Raw genomic sequence first — 23,696 nt, forward strand, 5'->3', positions numbered from 1 at the left:
AACCCTATGCTGATTAAAGAAATTCTCGACCACGAAGAAGAGATGATTGCTATCCGCCGTGATTTTCATCAACACCCGGAATTAGGTTTTGAGGAGTTCCGCACCAGCGATCGTATCGCCCAGTTGCTGACGGGATGGGGTTACGAGGTGCATCGCGGCCTGGGCGGAACAGGCGTGGTAGGGACGTTAAAAGTCGGGAATGGCGGTAAGCGTCTGGGGATCCGTGCCGATATGGATGCACTGCCGATGCAGGAGCAAACTGGGTTGCCGTGGGCGAGCGTGAACGAGGGGAAAATGCACGCTTGCGGGCATGATGGGCACTGCGCGATTTTGCTGTCGGCGGCACGGTATCTGGCAGAACACCGCCCGTTCAACGGCACGCTGCACCTGATTTTCCAACCGTCGGAAGAGTCCATCGGTGGGGCTAAGCGCATGATTGATGATGGTTTATTTAAGCTATTCCCTTGTGATGCGGTATTTGGTCTGCACAACTTCCCATTGCTGCCTGCGGGTGAGATCGCCACCAAACCCGGTGCCTTGATGGCCTCGTCAGACAGCATGACGATCACTCTTGAAGGCAAAGGCGGCCACGGATCGATGCCTGAACATTGTATTGATCCTACCGTAGCAGGTGCCTCGATCGTGATGGCGTTGCAAACCATTGTGTCGCGCAATGTGGATCCGCAGGATTCTGCTGTAGTGACGGTGGGGAGTCTGCAAAGCGGTACTACGCACAACATCATCCCTCACAGTGCGGTGCTAAAACTGAATATGCGTACTTTCAAAGCTGAAGTACGTGAGGCGGTAAAGCTGCGTATTGATAAGTTGGTGCACGCTCAGGCGGAAAGCTTCGGAGTGAAGGCGTCAATCGCGGTGGACTTCGGCTACCCGGTGACGGTGAATGATCCTCAACAGACTGAGTTTGCACTCCAGATAGCACGCGACGTTTTTGGATCCGATAAAGTTGCCGATCCTGCGCAGGTGAAAAGTGCGATGGGCAGTGAAGACTTTTCATTCATGCTTGAAGAAGTTCCGGGCTGCTATTTATGGCTTGGTACGGCAACCGGCAATAATGATTACTCGGTTCACCATCCTTTGTATCAGTTTAACGATGCCTGCATTTCGGGTGGCGCGACATATTGGGTCAAACTGACCGAGTCATTTTTACGTTAAATTCCCAGCCCTCATCCTGTGTAAAGCAGGGTGAGGGTGCCCGTAAATTACAACTTTCTGCTGACGGTGAATAACCCTGGGTTTTCTAGACTGAAAGAAAACGTGTGTTGAGGTTTAACATGTCCTGGCAGCCTTTTCTCTCAGTGATCCCGGGCTCTGTACCTGCGGATCTGGCCATTAAACATATCTCTTACAGTGATATAAGCGATAGCTGGCCGATGAAAGATCAGGTTTTAGAGCAGATTGATGATATCAACCAGCAGTTAGAAGGTGATCCGACACTCGAAGCCCCGGAAATTTTTCTGGATGGCCAGGGAATGCGACGGATACGCTACCGAAACAAGCTGTCAGAACAAGCTTTTATAAATCGTCCCGCACTTGAAGAGTGGCGTTGCCAGTTGGTTCCTACCGCTCTTTCACTATGGTCTGTGCAGCATCCGCTTGCTGAGCGCCTGATAAGCGGAAGGGAAATAGATAGCAACAGCCGGGCATGGTTTATACATGCCAATGATGCTCAAGGTGTTCGTTCACGAGCGAAAGTGATGTCGGCGATTGCTGATGTGTATATCAATAATCATGTTACCGGCAACTGGATAAGTCTTGCCTGTGGTGCAGCGGTACCCGTGCTCAGAGCATTGCGTGGTGCGAAATTACGCGCGCAGAAATTCACCATATTGCTGGTTGATCACGACAGGCAGTCGCTGAAATTTGCCCGTGGACTTGCGACGCAATATGGCCTGGTGGAAGGGCATCATTTTCAGCTGTTAATGAGGAATTTATTCGACCGGATGATTTTCAGTGACAAGCTGGTTCAGGAACTGGGTGAACAATCAGCTGAGCTCGTTGATGGACTGGGGATTTTCGAATATTTTTCGACATCTGAAGCGGTGAGTTTTATTCGCCATGCGTTGCGCTTAGTTAAACCAGGCGGCGTGTTGATTATTTCCAATATGCTGACTACTAGCCCACAGCTTGCCTTTTTATTGCGCTGTATCGGCTGGCCCACACTCTATCCGCGCACATTGCCTGAGCTAAGAGATATTATTATTGCAGCGGGTGTCGATTTGAAAAATGTCACCGTTACGTTACCCAGTGATGGTGTCTATGCGGTGCTGGAAATTAATGTGAAATCCTGAATCTGCCCCCGGTATCAGGGGCAGGTAATCTGATTAAGACAGATAATTTACGCCTTGCTTCAGGACAAAATCACACGCCTGAGTTTTCACTTTTTCTGCCAGCGGTGAATTACCGATGGTTTTCAGATCCAATTGCTGGCCTTTGCCGGTGTTCAGCAAGCCCATCAAACCCTGAGTGTAATCTTCTGGTGGAGTTTGCTTTGTGCCGCTATCTAAACCTAATTTATCCATCAACTGATTTTTGATGTTTTCAGGGTTGGTTGCTGATACCAGTTTGTTCTTCATGCAGTACTGCAAAATACCTGCCGCATTCGTCATGCTGTCTGAACTCAGGGCTTTAGTGCCGCCGCCAAGCAGGCTGGTCAATGACGCCATAGAGTTGCCGGTTGTTCCGGTGCTACTGCTGGAGGTGGTGGTTTTGCTTAACTCTGTTGCCGCGCTGGAGAGTTGATCTTGCCAGCTTGATGCCATCGCCTGGCCGGTAAACACGGACGTTGCCAGCGCCAGAGCGCATATAACACGATTGCTTGCTTTCATCTTTTATACTCTTTTTCGATAACCTGCATTGCAGGAGAATTTCCGCCGAGTATACCGCTTTCTCTGGGCCTGTTGAGGTTCGGAGAGTTCTTAAAGCATCCAAAAATACGGTTATTTACGGCCCGATGTAGCGCAGTACCACTTTTACCGCCATTTCACGGTAATGGCTGGTGCTGTCAGTCGGTTCGGCTCCGTCTTCAAAGAAGTTGGAGAAGGTATAGCTGTTAGCAACATGGTAGAAACTAAAGCTACTGATCAGGCGGTGAACGTCTTTGGCGCAAACCTGCTTATTGAACAGCTGTTTTTCTTGCCCACGGGTTAACACATCTTCCAGTAATTCCAGTGCGCTGCGGTTAATTTCCCGCAGGTAAGCGGACTCTTTTACGAAACGCCCGCGCTGCATGTTTTCCATACAGATGATGCGAATAAAATCTGGGTGCGTGGCATGGAAATCAAATGTCCATTCCACCAGTTCCACCATTGCCTCTACCGGCGGCTGGTCTGAGAGATTGAGCTTGCGCTCACAGCTGCGAATTTGGGTATACACATACTCAAGCACCTGAACATAGAGCAGCTCTTTGCTTTTGAAGTGATAGACGACCATCCGCTTTGTGGTGTTGGCTTTCTCGGCAATCTGTTCCATGCGTGCGCCGTTAAGGCCAAATTCAGCGAACAAACTAATGGCGCTGAAGAAAATCTTTTCTTTCAGACTGGCGTCATCAAAACGCTCAGGAAGATAAATTTCGTGGGTTTCCACGCAAGGCTCCTTAATGTCATCAGACCGCGGGTAACAGACCTGGCCTGATGACATTAAAACAAGTTTGCGCGGGCAAAGCACTGATGAGTTAGCGAAGCCCTGAAACACATCACACTCGCGGGTGTTTACGGTAAAGCCACAGGCCAGGAATAGATAAGCCAATTGACAGTGCACCGAGGATAAACGAGGCCTTCAGGAAGTTGGTGAGCAGCTGAATCATGAGGTCTTCGGTGTAACCAAAGTGGCTGAGTTTCACCGCTGAAATCATCGCGGTATAGGCAGAAATTCCTGGGAACATGGGAATTACCGCAGCCACGGTGAATACTTTAGGATGCGCCAGGTACCAACGCGACCACTGTATTCCAATCGTGCCTATCAGAAGGGAGGCGATAAACGTACTCCATTCGATGTTCATACCCGCCGCCATCATTGCCATTCGGGAACCGTGGCCAATCGCGCCGAGCAGAGCGCAGTAAGGCAAAGCACGCTGCGGGACATTAAACACCAGGGCAAAGCCTAGTGCGGGAATCGCCGCAAGTACCATGTCTTGTAGCAACGCCAGTAAAAAATCGATTATTCCCATCCGCGCAGCCCCCATAGTGACATGGCCATCACGACACCAATACAGGTAGCAAGCGTTAGTAGGCTCGCCATTGCCCATCTTGCAAGCCCCGTGTTGACGTGACCTTTAAACATATCGGCCACGGCGTTAATCAGCGGAAAGCCCGGCACCAGCAGCAGCACGCTTGCCGCCATGGCAATATTGGATGTCGTGGCAAATGGGCCTTTGGCAATGAGTAACCCAGAAATTGTGGTGGCAACAAACGCCGTAATGCAGAAATTAATTTGCGGGTGTAGATGGCGTGCGGTAAACACCAGGCGAACATACATCGCTACAGAACTGGCAAGAAAGGCGACGAAGGCACCGTCCCAACCGCCTTTATTTAGCTTACAGAAGCAGCCACAAGATAGGCCAACCATCAGCACCACTAGCCAACGTGGATAGCGCAGCGGTTTTATATGCGCAAAACGTTTCAAAACATCTTTATGATCCAGAAGCTTATGCTCGGCCATAATCACAATGTGTTGCACTTCTGTCACCACATGCATGTTGATGCCGCGGTCAGTGTTTTTACGCGTGGTGGTAAGGCATTGATTATCTTTTATGGTGCTTAGCACAATAGCATTTGCTGAAATTGAGCTTTCAACGCTATCCATACCTAAGGCAATGCCCAGGCGACAGGAAAGTTCTTCTACCAGTGCGCTTTCGGCACCATGTTGCAGCAAAAAAAGCCCACACTGGATGCAAAGGCGAGTCACGTCCCGTTGCGTGTTTACATCTTCCGACATACCTGTCCTATGAAAGGTAGAAGCGACGATAGCCGCTCAAATTTTAACATCCTTTATTATTAGCATATGCCACTACCAGGACTCAGGCGCTCCAGATCAACATTTAACCAAATAACCTATTTCGCACACTTTTTCGGCGAACTATGAACTCGTCCACACTCTTTGCATGACTTTCGAAAAGTGCACGTTTTAGACCGATATTGGCCTTCTTTTTCCCTCTGATGACGTTAAAAATGCATTAACGAGCAATTGTTAAACATAAAAATAACATTTTAATAACGCACATCAGAGAACGTATCCTATGAAAACTCAGGTAGTGATTATTGGTGCTGGTCCATCGGGTTTGCTGTTGGGGCAATTACTGCATAACGCAGGCATCAGCAATGTGGTGCTTGAACGACAATCACCCGAACATGTTTTAGGACGTATTCGTGCGGGCATCCTGGAGAGCGGCACCGTAGATTTGTTGCGTGAGGCAGGGGTCAGTCAAAGAATGGATGTGGAAGGGTTAGTCCATGAGGGTGTTGAGTTTTTGGTTGATGGAAAACGTATCCCTGTTCCGCTAAAAGAACTGACTGGCGGGAAGACGGTGATGGTGTATGGCCAGACGGAAGTGACTCATGATTTGATGGAAGCGCGGCGAGCAACTGATGCTATTTCCATATACGGCGTTAGCAACGTGCAATTATTTGATGTCAAAAGTGATTGTCCCTATGTCACTTTTGAGAAGCAGGGTGAAACTTGCCGTATCGATTGTGACTATATTGCGGGTTGCGATGGCTTTCACGGTGTTTCCCGTAAGGCTATTCCTGAAGAAGTCACTCGTGAGTACGAACGTGTTTATCCGTTCGGCTGGCTTGGGTTGTTATCGGATACGCCACCAGTTAACCATGAGCTTATTTATGCTCATCATGAGCGGGGATTCGTTTTGTGTAGTCAGCGCTCACTAACTCGAAGCCGCTACTATTTACAGGTCCCACTTAGTGACAATGTTGAATCCTGGTCAGATGAACGCTTCTGGGGCGAACTAAAGCTGCGGTTGCCTAAAGAGCTGGCTGAGAAGTTAGTGACTGGTCACTCACTTGAGAAAAGTATCGCCCCGTTACGTAGTTTTGTGGTGGAGCCGATGCAATATGGCAATCTTTTCCTGGTGGGCGATGCGGCTCATATTGTGCCGCCGACCGGAGCAAAAGGATTAAATCTTGCCGCATCTGATGTGAATTACCTGTATCGGATTTTGAGCAAGGTGTATCACGAAGGGCGAACTGATTTGCTGGAGACTTATTCACCAATGGCATTGCGTCGAGTATGGAAAGGGGAGCGTTTTAGCTGGTTTATGACTAATCTGCTTCATGATTTCGAAGGCATGGATGAGTTTGACCGTAAGATGCAGCAGGCCGATCGTGAATATTATTTGGCTTCGCGCGCAGGGTTGACAACGATTGCTGAAAACTATGTTGGATTGCCATTCGAACTTGTTGAATAAACTATACTTATTCAGCGTAGGATTAAAGAGGATGTCATGAGCCTTAACACCAGCATTCCGGTATTCAAACTTTATGGTGAAAGCCGGAACTGGCCTGCATCTGATTTGCTGCATTGCGAGTCCATCCACAGCCGCAGTAGCCTTTATGAATGGCATATTCGTACGCATCAACATGCGGATTTAGTTCAACTGCTTTATTTGCATAAAGGGCAGGTGGAGATAGACATTGAGGGCTGTACTCACCATGTGACGCATGCCTGCATTCAAGTTGTTCCGGCCTTGTGCGTGCACGGTTTTAAATTTTCGCCCGGAGCACAAGGCTATTCACTGTCTTTTTCAGCGCCTTTAATAACGCAGTTTGAACAACAGTTTGGTCGCCCTTTGCAGGTGCTCTCACAAGCCACCTGCCTGCCGGTGAAAGGCTCTCGCAGGCAAATTAATACTCTGTTTAGCACTCTGCAAAGTGAGTATGAAGGCCAGGGTGAAGCGCGCGATATGATGTTGCATTCACTGATTAGCGCCTTGCTGGTTTGGCTTAATCGGCAATGTACTCCAGCCCCGAGTGGCAGTTCGCGTATTGAGCGAAAACGTTCAGTGATTCATCAGTTTAACCAACTCGTTGAACGACATTATCGTGAGCAACTTTCGGTAACGCATTATGCAAGTGCCGTAGGGCTATCCAGTGTGCATTTAAATAATCTGTGCCATGAGTTTTATGGCTACAGCGCACTAAACGTATTGCATCAAAGGCTGTTGCTTGAAGCCCGACGCAGTTTGCTCTACACCAGCATGACAGTCAGTCAAATCTCTGATTATCTTGGTTTTAGTGACTCAACCTACTTTTCACGTTTTTTCCGTCGCCATATGGCAACTACGCCAAAAGATTTTCGTAAACATCCAATTCGGGATCTTTAAGTCGGTTTTCTGTTTTACAGGAATTGTTTATATTAAATTATTGTTTTCTCTTTCAATACTCCATTGGATTTTTGCTAATAAATATAATGGGGTGAATGCTATTTAAATTGGCGTTGCATGTTGCTTTTCATGTATATCTATTATCCTTTGTTTTTATGTTTTTTGATATATTGATCAAGGGAATGATATGGAAAATAATATCACTATAAATAATGTATCGAGTCAAGTAATGGTTGTTATACCTTGTGTATTAATGGTGGAAGGGATAATTCATCAGCTAAATGCCAGACCAGAATTTAAAAATTCAATTAATATTATTAAAGATATTCATGGCGCTTATGATGAAGTGTTAAAAATCCCCCATCCCACTATCATCTTAAATATTAGTAAATCATCACAGCAATTGGCTGAGGAGATAAAGTTTATTAAATGGTATCGAAAGGCAAAACCAAATAAAAATATTGTTATTTACACTCATAATCATAAGGTCAGCATTCTGAAGTATATTTCATCTCTGGGTGTTCGAGTTATTATATCTCAGTATGAATCAGCCTCAATATTTATGGAGCTGTTAATAAAATCACTATCTAGTAATATAACCCTACACAGCCCAATGATTAAAACTGTTCTGCGGGAGCAGATACCTGGTGAATTGACGGAATGCGAGATGGAGGTAATCGAGCAACTATTTTTAGGACGTAACGTTACCCAGGTAGCAAAGCGTTTGGGGCGCGATATCAGAACAGTAAGCTCACATAAAAGACATGCAATGGAAAAGCTGGGATTTCACTGTGATAAAGACCTACATGTTTTTCGCTGTGAGCTAACAGGCAATTAATTGTTATTATAAGGATATTTTGATGACGGAAAACAAGGAAACGATCTTTTTGCATAATCCTTTTTGTCGTGCAGTAGTTATTAGTAAACGGCCATTGATGAGAGAAGGTGTGCAGATCGTTATGAAAGAAAAAGCGGCAGAATCTTCACAGATTTTGTTGGCAGATTATTTAGAGCTAAATTCAGAAATTCTCGATCAGGCGGATGTTGTCATGCTTGAGCTGGATAGTTCGCAACAGGAATTCATAGAGCAATGTGACTTTCTGAGCCATCTGAAAAATGAATCTCAGCATGTAAGATGGATATTTATTATGCCTCAACATCTGCTCAATCTCGCTATTGAACGATTGCTGACAACCAAAACTTCATTGCTTTCTTTACATGAACCAATGAACAGCATTATCGAGCATGTATTTAATAACGCTAGTGATGTTGAAAGAATCAGCAACTGTCTTTTGCAAGATAGAGCTGCACAGGCATCTGTTAATGATATGGTCAAAACGAGGTTAACTTTTTCAGAATGCCGAGTTTTACGGCTGATCAGTAAAGGCTGGAAGTTGGTGCAAATTGCGACGCTACTTGAAAAAAACTATAAAACCGTTAGTGCACAAAAAAAAAGCGCTATGCGCCGATTGGAAATTAAAACAGATGCCGAAATGTATACCTGGCTATTCAGTGAACATGGAAAGCGGGAGTTAAATATTCCACCTTATAAACAGTGAGTATGAAAATAATGGGGTACGACTGAGGAGCTCAAATCCTTCCTCAGTCTCCTGATTATTGGCACACATCTACCCAATGTGCAGCGGTGAGTTCAGCCAAACGAGCAGGTGAAATGCGCACCGCGCTATGGATGGCTCCGGCAGCAGGTAAAACCTCCTCGTACTGTTTAAGTGAAATATCGCAGTAAACTGCTAACGGATTTTCGAGTCCAAAAGGACACACTCCGCCCACGGGGTGGCCTGTCCAGGTAACAACCTCATCGCTGCTAAGCATGCGGGCCTTGGCCCCAAAAACAGTTTTAAGTTTTTTATTATCTAGGCGTGCGTCACCTTTCGCGACAACCAACACCACTCTATCCTTCACTTTCAACGACAATGTTTTAGCAATCTGCCCAGGCTCGACGTTATGGGCTACCGCAGCTAAAGCAACAGTTGCTGTACTTTGATTCAATTCAATGATGTCGATATCGGGGGCGTTTTCGGCAAAGAATTGCCGGACGGACTGCAGGCTCATGCTTTTCTCCCATTCTGTTCAGCAAATAATTTGGCATAAGTATGTGCTATATGTAAACCAGTGAAACCGACCCTGATTGTGTCGAATGAAAGGGCGACGTTGTGATGTGAAATACCTAAAGAAGCTAAAGTTTCAGTGATTTCTGGATCTTCTTCACATTCACTGCAACCGGTTTCAGTAACCGGTTGCAGTGCGTGAATTAGCGATGAATACTTAAACGGTCACACACCTGTACCCAATAATAAGAGCAGCCTATGAAACCGATTTTTTTATGCTGTGCCACTGATGTCGAATTGAAAGCTGTATCTAAAAAGGTCCCGGTTTCGGGGATGAATTCTATGAATTACGGACTGTTGCGCGGCGATACTTTTCCCGCGGCTACATTCGCGTTGATAGCCTGACTGGAGTTCCGATATGTCTACGAATCATGCAGCTTTTAATTTGATTTTCCGTTTTGTAGAAAACTACGTTAGTCCCGTTGCGGGACGAATCTCTTCACAGCGCCATGTTATGGCGATTCGTGATGGGTTTATCTCTGCGATGCCATTTATGATTGTCGGTTCGTTCTTGCTGGTGTTTGCATACCCTCCATTCTCGCCAACCACCACCTGGGGGTTTGCTCGCGCATGGCTGGATATGGCGAAACAGTTTGAAGGGCAAATTCTTACGCCGTTTGATATGACGATGGGCATTATGTCTATCTACATTTGTGCGGCTATTGCCTACAACCTCGGTAAGCACTATGTGAAGTCGCACGGCCTGGACCCATTCATGTGCGCAATGCTTTCACTCATGGCTTTTCTGCTGGTGGCGGCACCAAAAACTAAAGGCACGATGCCGGTAGACAGTATGGGAGGGACAGGGATTTTCACTGCAATTCTGGTGGCGATTTACTGTGTCGAAATGATGCGTTTCCTGAAAGCGCACAATATCGGAATCAAACTCCCGGACCAGGTTCCACCGATGATCAAAAACTCCTTTGATCTTCTGATCCCCGTTCTGGTTGTGGTGCTAACGCTCTACCCACTGAGCCTGTTCATTCAGTCTGAGTTTGGCATGTTGATTCCACAAGCCATTATGTCACTGTTCAAACCGCTGGTTTCTGCGGCGGACTCACTACCTGCTATTTTGCTGGCGGTGTTGATTGGCCATCTGCTTTGGTTTGCAGGAATTCACGGCGCGGCCATTATTTCTGGCATGCTGCAAATGTTCTGGCTGACCAACCTCGGCATGAACCAGAGCGCGTTGGCACAAGGTGCACCACTGCCGCACATCTTTATGGAAGCGTTCTGGACGTTCTTTATCGTGATTGGTGGTTCGGGTGCAACCATGGGGCTGGTGATTTGCTATCTGCGTAGTAAATCAGCTCATCTGCGCTCTATTGGGCGACTAAGCGTGGTTCCAAGTTTCTTTAACATTAACGAACCGGTCATTTTCGGTACGCCAATTGTTATGAACCCAGTGTTCTTTATTCCGTTCCTGCTGGCACCAATGGTTAACGCAGTGCTGGCGTGGGGCGCAATGAAGATGGACTTGATTGGTCGTGTGATTTCAGTTGTGCCGTGGACTGCTCCTGCACCAATTGGTGCAGCATGGGCTCTGGGCTGGGATTTCCGCGCGGCGATTCTGGTTATTCTGCTGGCTGTCGTTTCCGCCATCATCTACTTCCCGTTCTTCAAAGTGTACGAGAAGCAGTTGCTGGAACAAGAAGCGGAAGAAGCACAGAGATCATCTGGAGAAGAGAGCCAACAGGCTGCTTAACAGTAGAGCGATGAGTGCAATGAAACGGTGGGGAAACCCACCGTTTTACTTTAACGTGCAGTCACCGCAGCGTTGTACATCTGGCAGTTTATAGCGTTGGCAGCAGGTGCGACGTACTAGCAAACCTTCACGGAGAATGACGGTACGGTAGAGGGGATTATCCTGACCATCCTGCAGCTGTTTTTCAAAGAAACAGGCATGACGCAACTCGGCAATTGTCGATTCATTCAGCAACTCTCTGAGCTCGCCAAAAAACCAGTTCAGCAGATATCCCGTATTACTCCAGATGAGTTTTCCATTGATTTCACCACTTTTTTCCAGTGCCTCAACGACGGGCATTAACCCTTTAATAAGCAGCTTTTCAAGGCGTTGGGTTAACGGCATTGTTGTTGCCATCTTATCTTCCTGAACGTCTAGCCAGAAAGTAGCAGCTCTGCCTGTTTCATGAAACTCAACATGGATGTGTTGCGGGTCGATATCCAGTGCACGAGGTTGGGTAATCAATGCCATGACCAGCGGTGGAACCAACAAACCAAGATACCATTGTGCCCATAGCGATTTTAGCGGCTTCCCTTCACGCGCAAGCTGCGGCTGGTTCCGGTAAATGTGGTCACTGTAGCAGGCGAGAAATGAAGTTAAGGCCGCAGGTTGTGCCCACTGATGCAGAGCCTGGCTGGTGTGAGGCACAGGTTCATTGAGTTTGATGATGTCGTTGAAGTACGGTCGATGCACAGCAAAATGCGCGCGTAGCTCATCTGCAAGCGGCGGTTGCGAGCTCGTAAATGGCGGCTGCCATGCAAAATCATTAATAAACTGTGAAGACTGAAACGACATCGGCAAACAGAACCACTAATACAAATGATAATGATTGCCAATCCTATCTATAGATAATGCCTTTAGCAAGGTTGTTTTGTGTTCAAGGTATTTAGCCGTTAAAGATGAGCGGGTTCTGTTGGTGTTTGAAGGAGAGTGTCGCTGACAAAGATGCTGTTACGGCCCTGTCGTTTGGCACGATAAAGTGCGCCGTCAGCTTTGCGCAATGCTTCTTCAATGTCGTGCTGCTCAAGTGCTGCAAGGCCGATGCTTATTGTAAGATGGGTCGCCACGCTTTTATTAAACATGTGCTGAATATTTAAATCATAAACGCGTTGGCGAATGCGCTCTGCTGTTTGCAGGGCTTGTTCAGCATCAACATCAACCAGTAAAACCATAAACTCTTCGCCACCATAACGCGTGACGACATCACGTGAACGAACAGCGTCACGAATGGCCGCAGAGACATGCGTCAGTGCCTTATCGCCCATGTTATGACCATAGTTATCGTTGTAGTCTTTAAAATGGTCGATATCCAGTAGCAGTATATAATGCTGGCCGCTGCTGACTGAGAGCAGAGTGTCAAAACGGTTCTGGAACCCACGGCGATTATTCAAACCGGTAAGCGGATCTAACATACTAAGATCGTTAAGGGTTTCTTTTTCTTCAAGCAGCTTATTCATCAAACGACGCGTAAAGTTATCATGACGCTGATGAATGATATGTTGAATGGTAATCCCCACGCTAGGCAGAACAATTGAATACAACAGGCGCGGCCAGTTGGCCCCTTGATCAAGCCAGAATATGATTAAGGTGGCAGGCAGGCATGCGGCAATAAATGCTTGTATATTATTAATAAAAGAGATTGTGCCAATAAATAATATTGCCAACAAGGCAATAATTAAAAAAGAAACGTCTTTATTTGGCATTGCAGAGACTTTTATATAGATATGCCCCGCCCAGAGTAAGCCAATTATTAACGAAATGAAGTTAATGTTAATTAATTTCTTTTTATTTACTAGCTGCCAGAGTAGACAGGACAGGCTTACCACCAGCACCAGAACAATGGGTACTGTAATATGTTGCGTATTAGTTGCCGGGGATATCATGCTAAATCCGGCAGAAAACGCATTCAATAATAAAAATAAACGCAAAGAGAGTTGATGTTTCCCTTTGAGTAAAGTGGACCAATTTGTTGCTGTCATATCAAAAATAGTTCTTTCGACTCATGCCGACATTATGCTGGGAATGAAGTAGGAAAATATATCCGTAAAGTGATTACTTCATATATGTATTCGGTGTTAATCAGAGATTTAACATTCTGGGCCAATCTATCACCTTACTGAATACATGTCATCTGATGATACAGAAAGCTTAACATTTCTAATGTAAAACTGACGATACGCTATCGCTGACAAACGAGAAATAATATCATATGATATTGGTTATCATTACCAATTGATGAGATAGCGATGATGTTACAACGTCAGTTAGAAAGTGCATGGGGTGTGCTGGTGCCGGCAGGTATCGTCGCCGCGTTACTGTATCTAGATCTTTCTTTTAGTCAGTGGCGCGTCTTGATTGTATTAGGATTATTGGTGACCGCAGCCATGCTGTACCATAAACGGTTACGTCATTTTGTGCTGCTACCGTCATGCGTTGCATTTGCCAGTGGGCTTGCTTTGGTGATGATGAATATGGGAACGATGAAATAGCGAGATAAAACTGAGGGATAAAAGAGTACTGCTGGGAAGTTGATAAGAATTGGTGCGAAGAGAGGGACTTGAACCCTCACGCCCGTTAGAGCACTAACACCTGAAGCTAGCGCGTCTACCAATTCCGCCACCTTCGCAATTCAAAACTTATCTGATATCGCCTTCGCATTGGTGCGAAGAGAGGGACTTGAACCCTCACGTCCGTAAGAACACTAACACCTGAAGCTAGCGCGTCTACCAATTCCGCCACCTTCGCGCAGTGCGAACGATATCTTGCGTGGTTAATGGTGCGAAGAGAGGGACTTGAACCCTCACGTCCGTAAGAACACTAACACCTGAAGCTAGCGCGTCTACCAATTCCGCCACCTTCGCATACCCACAACACCGAAGTATTGTAACCACGGAGGCGCATTCTAGATGTTTTCTGCGCGTCGTCAACAGTTAATTTGGTGCCGCTTTTCTAATCGCTGGAAAAAGCGGCACTGTGTTGTATTAACGCTTCTTCACGCCACGCATCACAACTGAGCGGTAAACTTTGAAACGCCCTGTCTGAGCGATCACTTCGTGGTTACCAAAGGTTTCGTCCAGCACGTCCGGATAGGCCAGGAAGGCGTTCGCTACGATACGCAATTCACCGCCCATATTCAGATGGCGGACTGCGCCGCGAATCAGCTGGTGAGCTGCATCAAGGCTAGTTTGCAAACCATCATGGAACGGTGGGTTTGAGATAATCATGTCAAAACGACCATTCACTTCGGAATAGACGTTACTGGCGATGACTTCGCCTGCGATCTCGTTGGCTGCAAGCGTTGCGCGGCTTGCTGCAACGGCTGGAGCAGAAACATCACACAAAGTCAGACGGACTTTTGGAGAATGTTTAGCCAGGGTTACCGCCAGCACGCCAGCGCCACAACCTACATCCAGCACTTTACCTTTGGTGTGCGCAGTCAGCGTGGAAAGCAGCAATTTACTGCCGGTATCCAGGCCATCACGGCTGAACACGCCCGGCAACGTTTTGATGGTCATATCATTGTGCTGATACTCATCCCACCAGGAATTCTCATCAAACTGTGGCTGTTTTTCCAGTTGACCGTGATAGAAGCCGCAACGACGCGCGCTGTCGATTTTATTCAGCGGGCAGAATTCGGCGAGCATTTGCTCGGCACTACGAACGCCGCTACGGTTCTCACCCACCACAAAAATGTCACTGCCAATCGGCATTAAAGACAAAATGTTCATCAGCTGGAACTGCGCTTCTGGCTTATTCTTCGGCCAGTAGTAAATCAGGGTGTTGCAATCGCCAAGGGTGCTGGCATCCGCCACCAGGCCGTATTGTGCATCTTCGCCCATCTGAGCGCTCAATACCTGCCAGTGGTGAAATTGTTGGGTATGAACGCGACTTGCTGCCGTTTCGAAACGGGCTGGCAGATCGTCTTGTAAGTCACCGGCAAACAGCACGCGGCTTTCGGTAAAATCATCGCTATGGCGCAGCAGCACTTCACTTGCCGGGGTTAACGCAGACATCAGAACACTCCTCATAAAACAGAGCGGCGATTATAGAGCTTTAATGGCGCATATTCGATGAATTTGCTATATTTGCGCCCCAATTGGCACTCTCAATAGGTTTCGCTATGCCTCAAATACCTTTGCGACGTGACTGGTTGTTACAACAACTGGGCATTACTCAATGGGAGCTGCGACGCCCGGCTGCGTTACAGGGCGAAATTGCCGTCTCGCTGCATGAAAACGTCAAATTGCTGATGGTTGCCGAAGACCTTCCAGATTTAAGCGATCCGTTGGTTAACGATGTTTTGCGCAGTTTGAATCTGTGCGCACAGCAAGTGATGCAACTGACGCCTGAACGAGCCGCGATGCTGCCAACTGACAGCCGCTGTAATAGCTGGCGATTGGGTGTGAGTGAACAACTCCCCATTCCCGGTGCGCAGTTGGCGACTCCCGAATTAAACGAGCTTTATGAAAATGGCGCGGCACGACAAGCGCTGTGGCTGCAAATTTGCGAACATGAAAACGATTTCTTCCCTCACCACCAGTGACTTAAGCTCGGCATACGCCATTGAACTTCGCAGCCATGCTTTCCCATGGAGTGAAAAAACCTTCGCCAGTAACGAAGGTGAACGCTATTTGAATTTTCGTCTCGACGTAGACGGCAAAATGGCGGCGTTTGCGGTGACGCAAGTCGTGTTGGATGAAGCGACATTATTTAATATTGCGGTCGATCCTGATTTTCAACGTCAGGGATTGGGCCGCCAGTTGCTGGAGCATTTAATCAGCGAACTGGAAAAGCGTGATGTGTTTACCCTGTGGCTTGAAGTGCGCGCCTCAAATACGGCAGCGATCGCACTTTATGAAAGTCTGGGCTTTAACGAGGCGACGATTCGCCGTAACTACTACCCCACAAAAGAGGGTCGCGAAGACGCCATCATCATGGCGTTACCGTTAGGCTAATTTGAAAAAGGTGTGTTGATGAACTGGGACTGGATTTTATTTGATGCTGACGAAACGCTATTTACCTTTGACGCTTTCGGCGGCTTGCAGCGGATGTTTCTCGATTATAGCGTGACCTTTACCGCTGAAGATTTCCAGGATTACCAGGCGGTTAACAAACCTTTGTGGACCGATTACCAGAATGGAACCATTAGCGCGCTTCATTTACAGCATCAGCGTTTCCAGGGGTGGTCCGAAAGATTATCAGTGCCTGCGGGTGACCTTAATGCAGCATTTCTTAACGCTATGGCCGAAATTTGCGTGCCGCTGCCTGGTGCTGTTTCGCTGCTTAATGCGTTAAAAGATAAAGTGAAAATCGGTATTATCACCAACGGTTTTACTGCGTTGCAGCAAATTCGCCTGGAGCGTACCGGTCTGCGCGATTATTTCGATTTGCTGGTGATTTCTGAACAGGTCGGCGTCGCGAAACCCGATCGTAAGATTTTTGATTACACTTTTGAGCAAATGGGCCAGCCGCCACGCGACCGAGTAATGATGGTTGGTGACACTGCGGAATCAGATATTTTAGGCGGCATGAACGCAGGCATTGCCACCTGCTGGCTCAATGCCCATGGACGAAGCTTACCGGAAGGCATCACGCCGACCTGGGAAGTGACCACATTAAGTGAACTGGAGCGATTGTTGTGTAACTAATGACTGCTTACAGCCGATTGTTAAACCTCACCTGATGGGTAGAATAGCCGTCAGGTAACGTTCATTTGCCGCGCAGTGATATCTGTGCGCAATTCACAGAAGATTTCATTATGACTTTGTCTCCTTTTTTGCAAGAAGTGGGGAAACGCCGCACTTTTGCGATCATTTCTCACCCCGATGCCGGTAAAACGACCATCACTGAAAAAGTGTTGCTGTTCGGACAGGCAATTCAGACCGCCGGTACTGTAAAAGGCCGTGGTTCCAGCCAGCATGCTAAATCTGACTGGATGGAGATGGAAAAGCAGCGTGGTATCTCAATTACCACATCTGTAATGCAATTCCCGTATCACGACTGCCTGGTTAACCTGCTCGATACCCCAGGGCACGAAGACTTCTCCGAAGATACTTATCGTACTCTGACCGCTGTTGACTGCTGTTTGATGGTTATTGACGCCGCGAAAGGTGTAGAAGATCGTACCCGTAAGTTGATGGAAGTTACCCGTCTGCGCGATACGCCAATTCTCACCTTTATGAACAAACTCGACCGCGATATCCGCGACCCGATGGAAGTGATGGATGAAGTTGAACGCGAGCTGAAAATCGCCTGTTCACCAATCACCTGGCCTATCGGTTGCGGCAAGCTGTTCAAAGGCGTTTACCACCTTTATAAAGACGAAACTTATCTTTATCAGACAGGTAAAGGCCATACCATTCAGGAAGTGCGCATCGTTAAAGGGCTGGATAACCCAGAGCTGGATGCTGCTGTCGGTGAAGATCTGGCAGCGCAACTGCGTGATGAGCTGGAACTGGTTCAGGGTGCTTCCCACGAATTTGATCGTGAGCTGTTCCTTGAAGGTGAGCTGACACCAGTCTTCTTCGGTACTGCATTGGGCAACTTTGGTGTTGACCACATGCTCGATGGCCTGGTTGATTGGGCGCCAGCGCCAATGCCGCGTAAAACGGATTCCCGCGAAGTGAAAGCGGAAGAAGATAAGTTCACCGGCTTCGTATTTAAGATTCAGGCCAACATGGACCCGAAACACCGTGACCGCGTTGCCTTTATGCGTGTGGTTTCCGGCAAGTATGAAAAAGGCATGAAACTGCGCCAGGTTCGTACCGGTAAAGATGTGGTGATTTCTGATGCGTTGACCTTTATGGCGGGTGACCGTTCACACGTTGAAGAAGCGTATCCAGGCGATATTATCGGCCTGCATAACCACGGCACTATTCAGATTGGTGATACCTTTACTCAAGGCGAAATGATGAAGTTCACCGGTATCCCGAACTTCGCACCGGAACTGTTCCGTCGTATTCGTCTGCGTGATCCATTAAAGCAGAAGCAGTTGCTTAAAGGTCTGGTACAGCTTTCTGAAGAGGGTGCGGTACAGGTATTCCGTCCAATCGCGAACAACGATCTGATTGTTGGTGCGGTCGGTGTACTGCAGTTCGACGTGGTTGTGGCGCGCCTGAAAAGCGAATACAACGTTGAGGCGATTTACGAGTCGGTCAACGTCTCAACGGCGCGTTGGGTAGAAAGCACGGACGTTAAGAAGTTTGAAGAATTCAAACGGAAAAACGAAATGCAGTTGGCTCTCGATGGCGGCGACAACCTCGCTTATATCGCTCCAACTATGGTCAACCTGAACCTGACGCAAGATCGCTACCCGGAAGTCACCTTCCGTAAAACCCGCGAGCACTAATCGTCTCTCAGGGCGCGGCAGCCGTCGCGTCCTGCTACTTTTCCCGTCTTATTAATCCCTTACGGATTGTTCTTAATTTCCTGCTTTTCCCTCATGTTCATCCCATTCCGCCATGCAATTCCGTGATTGTTGTCTATATTTAACAAACCAGTGACAAATTGGTTGGTTGAAAACGCCACGTAAATGAAGATTTCTGGCGAGTTCATTTGTACTCATTTTTCCTGGCGCTATTAAAAACTGAACGGAAAATTTTTGGGCTGTAAGCGTTAGCCCAATTTTTAAGGAAAGCCGTTACGTAAAGGCTTGTGCTCAAATAGTGAGCAAAACTATAGGAATTAATCGATGACTATGACTACGACTAAGATTTCTAAAACTCTGTTAGCTGTTGTTCTTGGCTCTGTGCTGGCAAGCGGTAGCGCTTTAGCAGAAGACAAGATGCTTAACAAAACCGAATCAACAGCGGACACAGCAGGCGAAAAAATCGATAGCTCCGTGAAAGACGTCGGTAATTTCATGGATGACAGTGCAATTACTGCGAAAGTAAAAGCTGCACTGGTCGATCACGACAGCATCAAAAGCACTGATATCTCAGTGAAAACGGACAAGAAAGTGGTAACGCTAAGTGGCTTTGTTGAAAGCCAGGCGCAGGCCGAACAGGCCGTCACTGTCGCAAAAGGCGTGGAAGGGGTTTCTTCCGTGAGCGATAAACTTCATGTGCGTAACGGGTCTGATAAATCTGTCAGCGGTTATGCAGGCGATACTGCGACCACTAGCGAAATTAAAGCTAAACTTTTAGCTGATGACATCGTCCCTTCACGTCACGTGAAAGTGGAAACCACTGAAGGTGTTGTACAGCTATCCGGTACCGTGGAATCGAATGCGCAGTCTGCTCGAGCCGAGAGTATCGCTAAAGCAGTTGATGGCGTGAAAAGCGTCAAAAACGACCTGAAAGTGAAGTAACAGGGCATATAGAAACTTTCTCCTTCGGTGTAATGCCGGGGGAGTAGGTCAGCAACATCGTTACTCAATATCGCCAATGAGTGTGTATCTGGCACTCATCCAGAAGCGATTCGGGTTCATTATGGTTAAGGAGAAGCTTATGTTTCGTTGGGGCATTATTTTTCTGGTCATTGCGTTGATTGCAGCAGCACTGGGTTTTGGTACTCTCGCGGGTACTGCGGCAGGTGCAGCAAAAATTGTCTTCGTGGTAGGTATTATTCTGTTCCTGGTTAGCCTGTTTATGGGTCGAAAACGCCCATAGCATACCCGTCATACTTTGAGCCGCAGGTGCGTTGACTGCACCCGTTCGCCCCAGTCACATAGTAATCTATGCTCCTGGGGACTTACGGCCTGGTCGCCTTCCTGCAACTCGAATTATTTGGGTATATAATCATTTTGAGACAGACCAGAGAGCCAGTCTAATTTAGACTGGCTCTCGCGTTTTTAAGCGACTATCAAATAACCAATATCTAATAATAATTATCCTTTAGATTTCGAGTTGCAGGTAGGCGGCCAGGGAGAGCATCTCCAGGAGCTTACTGAAGTAAGTGACTGGGGTGATTGAGCGCAGCCAACACCCCTGCGACTTAAAAGATGAAGGATAAAGAACCAAGGAAAGCAGGGTGGGACAAAGAATACCCGTAACGCTCGGCAATATTTCGCCGCTTGCGCTTCCAAAGTTTCGTCCCGGAAAACTCGCCATTGTTTGTGAAGGCGGCGGGCAGCGTGGGATATTCACAGCTGGCGTGCTGGACGAATTTATGCGCGCTAATTTCAACCCGTTTGACCTCTTCTTAGGCACTTCTGCCGGTGCGCAAAACCTTTCGGCTTACGTTTGTCACCAGCCGGGATACGCTCGAAGAGTCATTACTCGATTTACCACAACTCGCGAATTTTTTGATCCTCTGCGCTTTGTGCGTGGCGGGCATCTCATAGACCTCGATTGGCTCGTGGAATCCACTTCCACCAAAATCCCGCTTTCAATGACGACGGCCGAAAAGCTATTTGAATCTGGTAAGGAATTTTATATGTGCGCCTGTCGTAGTGACGACTACACGCCGGGATATTTTTCCCCGGACAGCGGCACATGGCTGAATCTTCTGAAAGCCTCAAGCGCGATTCCAGGTTTTTACCGTAGCGGGGTGGAGATTGACGGCATCGGTTACCAGGACGGTGGAATAAGCGATGCGGTTCCGGTGAGAGAAGCTGTACGCCTGGGGGCTGATACACTGGTGGTGATTCGCACCGTCCCTTCGCAAATGTATTACACACCTGAATGGTTTAAACGCATGGAGCGTTGGTTGGGTGACAGTAGCCTGCAGCCCTTATTAAACCTGGTGCATCACCATGAAGCCAGCTATCGCGAGATTCAAAACTTCATTGAAAAGCCGCCAGGTAAACTGCGTATCTTCGAGATTTACCCGCCGAAACCATTGATGAGCTCTGCATTGGGCAGTCGATTACCTGCGCTAAATACCGACTATAAAACTGGACGTTTATGCGGGCGTTACTTTCTCGCAACCGTAGGGAAATGGCTGTCGGATAAGCCGCCAATAAAACGTCATCATCCGCGTATTGTGGTTCCGGGGCCGGTGGTCGTTCCACAGGCCGTGGTCACTGAGCCATTGTCTAAAGCGGTGATTGAAACACCAGAAGCTAACGACTCCTCTTTCAATAACGAAGATACGGCGTGACGATGACGTTTTACGATACCCATTGTCACTTCGACTTTCCGCCATTTAGCGATGATGAAGCCAACAGCATTGCCCTCGCCGCGCAAGCGGGCGTAACAAAAATCATTGTTCCGGCAATCGAGGCTGAGCGGTTTAGCACGGTGTTGGCGCTGGCAGACAACTATCCGGCGCTATATGCCGCGTTAGGTTTGCATCCGATAGTGATTCACAAGCATCAGGATGCGTCTTTGGCGTTGCTCGAACATCACCTGAAACAGCGGCCGGGAAAATTAGTGGCTATTGGTGAGATAGGACTCGATCTTTATATGGAAAATCCGCTTTTTGATAAACAAGAAGCGGTGCTGGATGCCCAGCTAAAACTGGCAAAATGTTATGATTTACCTGTCATTCTCCATTCCCGTCGTACGCACGACAAACTTGCCGCGCATTTGAAGCGTCATAATTTACCGCGCACTGGTGTGGTACATGGCTTCTCGGGGAGCCTGCAACAGGCCGAACGTTTTGTGGCGATGGGTTACAAAATTGGTGTGGGTGGAACGATTACTTACCCACGCGCCAGCAAAACGCGCGATGTAATGGCGCGCTTACCCCTTAGCGCGCTGGTGCTGGAAACGGATGCACCTGATATGCCGCTTAACGGCTGGCAGGGGCAACCGAATCGCCCGGAACGCATAGTTAATGTGTTTCAGACACTTTCTATGCTGCGTTCAGAATCTCCCGAAGTTATCGCGAATGCGATTATTAATAACTGCAATGAATTATTTGAAATGAAATAGTAAGTAACAAAATGTGACCTAGCTCACTTAATAAGACAAACGTTTCCGTGGATGTCTATAAATACGTGATTGCCATTCCATTTACTGGCCTCCCTACCGTTATAATCCCGCCCGCTGTCGTTTTTTAGTTCGTTTTCCTTTTTCATTCAATACACAGGGATTCTGTATGCAACTACTCATGGGATTGATCGGCATGATCGTTCTGCTGCTGATCGCCGTTTTACTTTCCAGTAATCGCAAAGCAATTAATCTGCGTACTGTTTTAGGTGCATGGATTATTCAGGTCGGTATCGGGGCGCTAATCCTGTATGTTCCGGTCGGTCGCCAGGTTCTGCTCGCTATGTCCGAAGGGGTCGCTAACGTAATTGGTTACGGTAACGCCGGTATTTCCTTCCTGTTCGGTGGCTTAGTTTCAGACAAAATGTTCGAAGTCTTTGGCGGCGGTGGCTTTATTTTCGCACTGCGTGTTCTGCCAATTATCGTCTTCTTCTCCTCACTGATTGCTGTGCTGTACTACCTTGGCATTATGCAGTTTGTTATTCGTATTCTCGGCGGTGGTCTGCGTAAGATTCTGAAAACCTCTCGTACAGAATCTCTTTCTGCAACAGCAAACATCTTTGTTGGTCAGACTGAAGCTCCGCTGGTTGTTCGTCCTTATATCGCCACTATGACGCGTTCAGAACTGTTCGCTGTTATGTGTGGTGGTTTGGCTTCTGTTGCAGGTTCAGTACTGGCAGGTTACGCGCAAATGGGCGTGCCACTAGAGTACCTGATTGCCGCTTCATTCATGGCAGCCCCTGGCGGGTTACTGTTCGCCAAAATTATCTTGCCTGAGACAGAAACGCCAAACGACTCACCTGAACTGGACTCTTTGAAAAACGATCCAGACCGCCCGGCAAACGTGCTGGATGCGGCGGCATCAGGTGCAGCTTCTGGTATGCAACTGGCTTTGAACGTGGGTGCAATGCTGCTGGCGTTTGTTGCTTTGATAGCGCTGCTTAACGGCATGCTTTCTGGCATTGGTGGTTGGTTCAACTATCCGCAACTATCTATGGAACTGATTCTCGGCTGGGTGTTCTCACCGCTGGCATGGATTATCGGTGTACCGTGGAGTGAAGCTAACGTTGCTGGTTCCTTCATCGGCCAGAAGTTAATCATCAACGAATTTGTTGCTTACCTGAACTTCGGGGAATACCTGAAAGATGACGCCACTGTAGCGGCAGCAGGTCTGCAAGTTCTGTCAGATCACACCAAAGCAATTATCTCCTTCGCTCTGTGTGGTTTTGCTAACCTTTCTTCTATCGCTATCCTGATTGGTGGACTTGGAAGCATGGCTCCAAACCGTCGTCATGATATTGCACAGTTAGGTCTTAAGGCTGTAGCAGCAGGTACATTGTCAAACCTGATGAGTGCCACAATTGCCGGGGTCTTCCTGTCATTATAAAAAAGAGATGTTAAAATTATAACATCTCTGTGAAATCAATGGCTGGCGCTTGCGTCGGCCATTTTTTATATCTGGCGATGAATTTTCCGTTATCGCTCGTTGTTAAATCACATATACTGTACAAATTATGTAATTTCATCGTGGCTTTTGTGAAGCTATCCGCAAAACCATCAGGGTTGTGAATGTTATAATTATAACATCGCAACTG

General features: G+C 47.5%; 25 protein-coding genes and 3 tRNA genes. 17 read left to right on the forward strand and 11 right to left on the reverse strand.

Annotated elements, in window-relative coordinates; translation table 11 throughout:
• The first annotated feature begins 6 nt into the window (after window positions 1-6).
• Both LVQ77_RS11705 and LVQ77_RS11710 read left to right on the forward strand, forming a co-directional pair.
• Complete coding sequence (locus tag LVQ77_RS11705) at window positions 7-1,173, forward strand: M20 aminoacylase family protein (protein WP_232864652.1); 1,167 nt, start codon at window positions 7-9, stop codon at window positions 1,171-1,173.
• 119 nt (window positions 1,174-1,292) lie between these two features.
• Complete coding sequence (locus LVQ77_RS11710; RefSeq protein WP_232864651.1) at window positions 1,293-2,309, forward strand: class I SAM-dependent methyltransferase; 1,017 nt, start codon at window positions 1,293-1,295, stop codon at window positions 2,307-2,309.
• A gap of 33 nt (window positions 2,310-2,342) precedes the next feature.
• On the opposite strand, the gene LVQ77_RS11715 is transcribed toward LVQ77_RS11710, so the two are convergent.
• The 4 genes from LVQ77_RS11715 to LVQ77_RS11730 all read right to left on the reverse strand — a co-directional run bounded on the left by LVQ77_RS11715 (window position 2,343) and on the right by LVQ77_RS11730 (window position 4,953).
• On the reverse strand, window positions 2,343-2,846 hold the full coding sequence (locus LVQ77_RS11715; protein WP_232864650.1) for a YjjA family protein: 504 nt from the start codon (window positions 2,844-2,846) through the stop codon (window positions 2,343-2,345).
• A gap of 115 nt (window positions 2,847-2,961) precedes the next feature.
• Window positions 2,962-3,603, reverse strand: coding sequence for a TetR/AcrR family transcriptional regulator (locus tag LVQ77_RS11720; protein ID WP_226811976.1), 642 nt, complete (start codon window positions 3,601-3,603; stop codon window positions 2,962-2,964).
• A 109-nt stretch (window positions 3,604-3,712) separates the two neighbouring features.
• Complete coding sequence (locus LVQ77_RS11725) at window positions 3,713-4,186, reverse strand: threonine/serine exporter (RefSeq protein ID WP_151993058.1); 474 nt, start codon at window positions 4,184-4,186, stop codon at window positions 3,713-3,715.
• A complete protein-coding gene (locus LVQ77_RS11730) occupies window positions 4,177-4,953 on the reverse strand; it encodes a threonine/serine exporter family protein (RefSeq protein WP_034459513.1) in 777 nt (258 codons plus the stop codon). Before LVQ77_RS11730 ends, LVQ77_RS11725 begins: the two co-directional genes overlap by 10 nt.
• Window positions 4,954-5,254: 301 nt before the next feature.
• Here LVQ77_RS11730 and pobA point away from each other — a divergent pair, with 301 nt between their 5' ends.
• The 4 genes from pobA (at window position 5,255) to LVQ77_RS11750 (ending at window position 8,913) form a co-directional block, all read left to right on the forward strand.
• Window positions 5,255-6,439 carry a 4-hydroxybenzoate 3-monooxygenase gene (gene pobA, locus LVQ77_RS11735; RefSeq protein WP_232904505.1) on the forward strand — a complete coding sequence of 395 codons (1,185 nt, stop codon included), beginning with the start codon at window positions 5,255-5,257 and terminating at the stop codon, window positions 6,437-6,439.
• A 36-nt stretch (window positions 6,440-6,475) separates the two neighbouring features.
• Window positions 6,476-7,354, forward strand: a complete 879-nt coding sequence (locus LVQ77_RS11740; protein ID WP_232904506.1) for a helix-turn-helix domain-containing protein — start codon at window positions 6,476-6,478, stop codon at window positions 7,352-7,354.
• Window positions 7,355-7,541: 187 nt separating this feature from the next.
• Window positions 7,542-8,192: a LuxR C-terminal-related transcriptional regulator gene (locus tag LVQ77_RS11745; protein ID WP_232864646.1), complete on the forward strand. Its 651-nt coding sequence runs from the start codon at window positions 7,542-7,544 to the stop codon at window positions 8,190-8,192.
• Between the two features lie 22 nt (window positions 8,193-8,214).
• Window positions 8,215-8,913 (forward strand): helix-turn-helix transcriptional regulator, encoded by a 699-nt coding sequence (locus LVQ77_RS11750; RefSeq protein ID WP_232904507.1) that lies wholly within the window; start codon window positions 8,215-8,217, stop codon window positions 8,911-8,913.
• 55 nt (window positions 8,914-8,968) lie between these two features.
• Here LVQ77_RS11750 and LVQ77_RS11755 read toward each other — a convergent pair whose 3' ends face one another.
• On the reverse strand, window positions 8,969-9,427 hold the full coding sequence (locus LVQ77_RS11755; protein WP_232904508.1) for a YbaK/EbsC family protein: 459 nt from the start codon (window positions 9,425-9,427) through the stop codon (window positions 8,969-8,971).
• 414 nt (window positions 9,428-9,841) lie between these two features.
• On the opposite strand from LVQ77_RS11755, the gene LVQ77_RS11760 reads away from it, so the two are divergent.
• Window positions 9,842-11,188 carry a PTS sugar transporter subunit IIC gene (locus LVQ77_RS11760; protein WP_064513892.1) on the forward strand — a complete coding sequence of 449 codons (1,347 nt, stop codon included), beginning with the start codon at window positions 9,842-9,844 and terminating at the stop codon, window positions 11,186-11,188.
• Between the two features lie 45 nt (window positions 11,189-11,233).
• Here the strand turns inward: LVQ77_RS11760 and fhuF are convergent, their stop codons facing one another.
• The gene (gene fhuF / locus LVQ77_RS11765) at window positions 11,234-12,022 is read right to left on the reverse strand and encodes a siderophore-iron reductase FhuF (RefSeq protein ID WP_232904509.1); all 789 of its coding nucleotides are present in this window, start codon (window positions 12,020-12,022) and stop codon (window positions 11,234-11,236) included.
• A gap of 98 nt (window positions 12,023-12,120) precedes the next feature.
• Complete coding sequence (locus LVQ77_RS11770) at window positions 12,121-13,206, reverse strand: GGDEF domain-containing protein (RefSeq protein ID WP_232904510.1); 1,086 nt, start codon at window positions 13,204-13,206, stop codon at window positions 12,121-12,123.
• A 270-nt stretch (window positions 13,207-13,476) separates the two neighbouring features.
• Here LVQ77_RS11770 and LVQ77_RS11775 point away from each other — a divergent pair, with 270 nt between their 5' ends.
• The gene (locus LVQ77_RS11775) at window positions 13,477-13,716 is read left to right on the forward strand and encodes a DUF1435 domain-containing protein (RefSeq protein ID WP_151993283.1); all 240 of its coding nucleotides are present in this window, start codon (window positions 13,477-13,479) and stop codon (window positions 13,714-13,716) included.
• Window positions 13,717-13,766: 50 nt separating this feature from the next.
• On the opposite strand, the gene LVQ77_RS11780 is transcribed toward LVQ77_RS11775, so the two are convergent.
• From LVQ77_RS11780 to rsmC, 4 genes are all read right to left on the reverse strand, one after another.
• Window positions 13,767-13,853, reverse strand: a tRNA-Leu gene (locus tag LVQ77_RS11780).
• Between the two features lie 32 nt (window positions 13,854-13,885).
• Window positions 13,886-13,972, reverse strand: a tRNA-Leu gene (locus tag LVQ77_RS11785).
• A 29-nt stretch (window positions 13,973-14,001) separates the two neighbouring features.
• Window positions 14,002-14,088 (reverse strand) — tRNA-Leu (locus LVQ77_RS11790).
• Window positions 14,089-14,208: 120 nt separating this feature from the next.
• Window positions 14,209-15,240: a 16S rRNA (guanine(1207)-N(2))-methyltransferase RsmC gene (rsmC, locus tag LVQ77_RS11795; RefSeq protein WP_232904511.1), complete on the reverse strand. Its 1,032-nt coding sequence runs from the start codon at window positions 15,238-15,240 to the stop codon at window positions 14,209-14,211.
• A gap of 107 nt (window positions 15,241-15,347) precedes the next feature.
• Here rsmC and LVQ77_RS11800 point away from each other — a divergent pair, with 107 nt between their 5' ends.
• From LVQ77_RS11800 to LVQ77_RS11840, 9 genes are all read left to right on the forward strand, one after another.
• Window positions 15,348-15,770, forward strand: coding sequence for a DNA polymerase III subunit psi (locus LVQ77_RS11800; RefSeq protein WP_233337906.1), 423 nt, complete (start codon window positions 15,348-15,350; stop codon window positions 15,768-15,770).
• Window positions 15,739-16,182: a ribosomal protein S18-alanine N-acetyltransferase gene (gene rimI, locus LVQ77_RS11805; RefSeq protein WP_120064756.1), complete on the forward strand. Its 444-nt coding sequence runs from the start codon at window positions 15,739-15,741 to the stop codon at window positions 16,180-16,182. The genes LVQ77_RS11800 and rimI overlap by 32 nt, the downstream gene beginning before the upstream one ends.
• A gap of 18 nt (window positions 16,183-16,200) precedes the next feature.
• Entirely contained in the window at window positions 16,201-16,875 is a 675-nt protein-coding gene (gene yjjG, locus LVQ77_RS11810; RefSeq protein WP_232864641.1) for a pyrimidine 5'-nucleotidase, read from the forward strand.
• Between the two features lie 110 nt (window positions 16,876-16,985).
• Window positions 16,986-18,575 (forward strand): peptide chain release factor 3, encoded by a 1,590-nt coding sequence (gene prfC / locus LVQ77_RS11815; protein WP_232864640.1) that lies wholly within the window; start codon window positions 16,986-16,988, stop codon window positions 18,573-18,575.
• A 342-nt stretch (window positions 18,576-18,917) separates the two neighbouring features.
• Window positions 18,918-19,535 (forward strand): molecular chaperone OsmY, encoded by a 618-nt coding sequence (gene osmY / locus LVQ77_RS11820; RefSeq protein ID WP_151993071.1) that lies wholly within the window; start codon window positions 18,918-18,920, stop codon window positions 19,533-19,535.
• A gap of 139 nt (window positions 19,536-19,674) precedes the next feature.
• The gene (locus tag LVQ77_RS11825; protein ID WP_064513877.1) at window positions 19,675-19,836 is read left to right on the forward strand and encodes a DUF1328 domain-containing protein; all 162 of its coding nucleotides are present in this window, start codon (window positions 19,675-19,677) and stop codon (window positions 19,834-19,836) included.
• A 361-nt stretch (window positions 19,837-20,197) separates the two neighbouring features.
• The gene (locus tag LVQ77_RS11830; RefSeq protein WP_232904512.1) at window positions 20,198-21,268 is read left to right on the forward strand and encodes a patatin-like phospholipase family protein; all 1,071 of its coding nucleotides are present in this window, start codon (window positions 20,198-20,200) and stop codon (window positions 21,266-21,268) included.
• Window positions 21,265-22,044, forward strand: coding sequence for a TatD family hydrolase (locus LVQ77_RS11835; RefSeq protein WP_232864638.1), 780 nt, complete (start codon window positions 21,265-21,267; stop codon window positions 22,042-22,044). Before LVQ77_RS11830 ends, LVQ77_RS11835 begins: the two co-directional genes overlap by 4 nt.
• Before the next feature lie 166 nt (window positions 22,045-22,210).
• Window positions 22,211-23,488, forward strand: coding sequence for a NupC/NupG family nucleoside CNT transporter (locus tag LVQ77_RS11840; protein ID WP_232904513.1), 1,278 nt, complete (start codon window positions 22,211-22,213; stop codon window positions 23,486-23,488).
• Window positions 23,489-23,696: the final 208 nt, after the last annotated feature.

This window comes from Buttiauxella cochleicola, from assembly GCF_021282435.1.
Classification (GTDB): domain Bacteria; phylum Pseudomonadota; class Gammaproteobacteria; order Enterobacterales; family Enterobacteriaceae; genus Buttiauxella; species Buttiauxella massiliensis.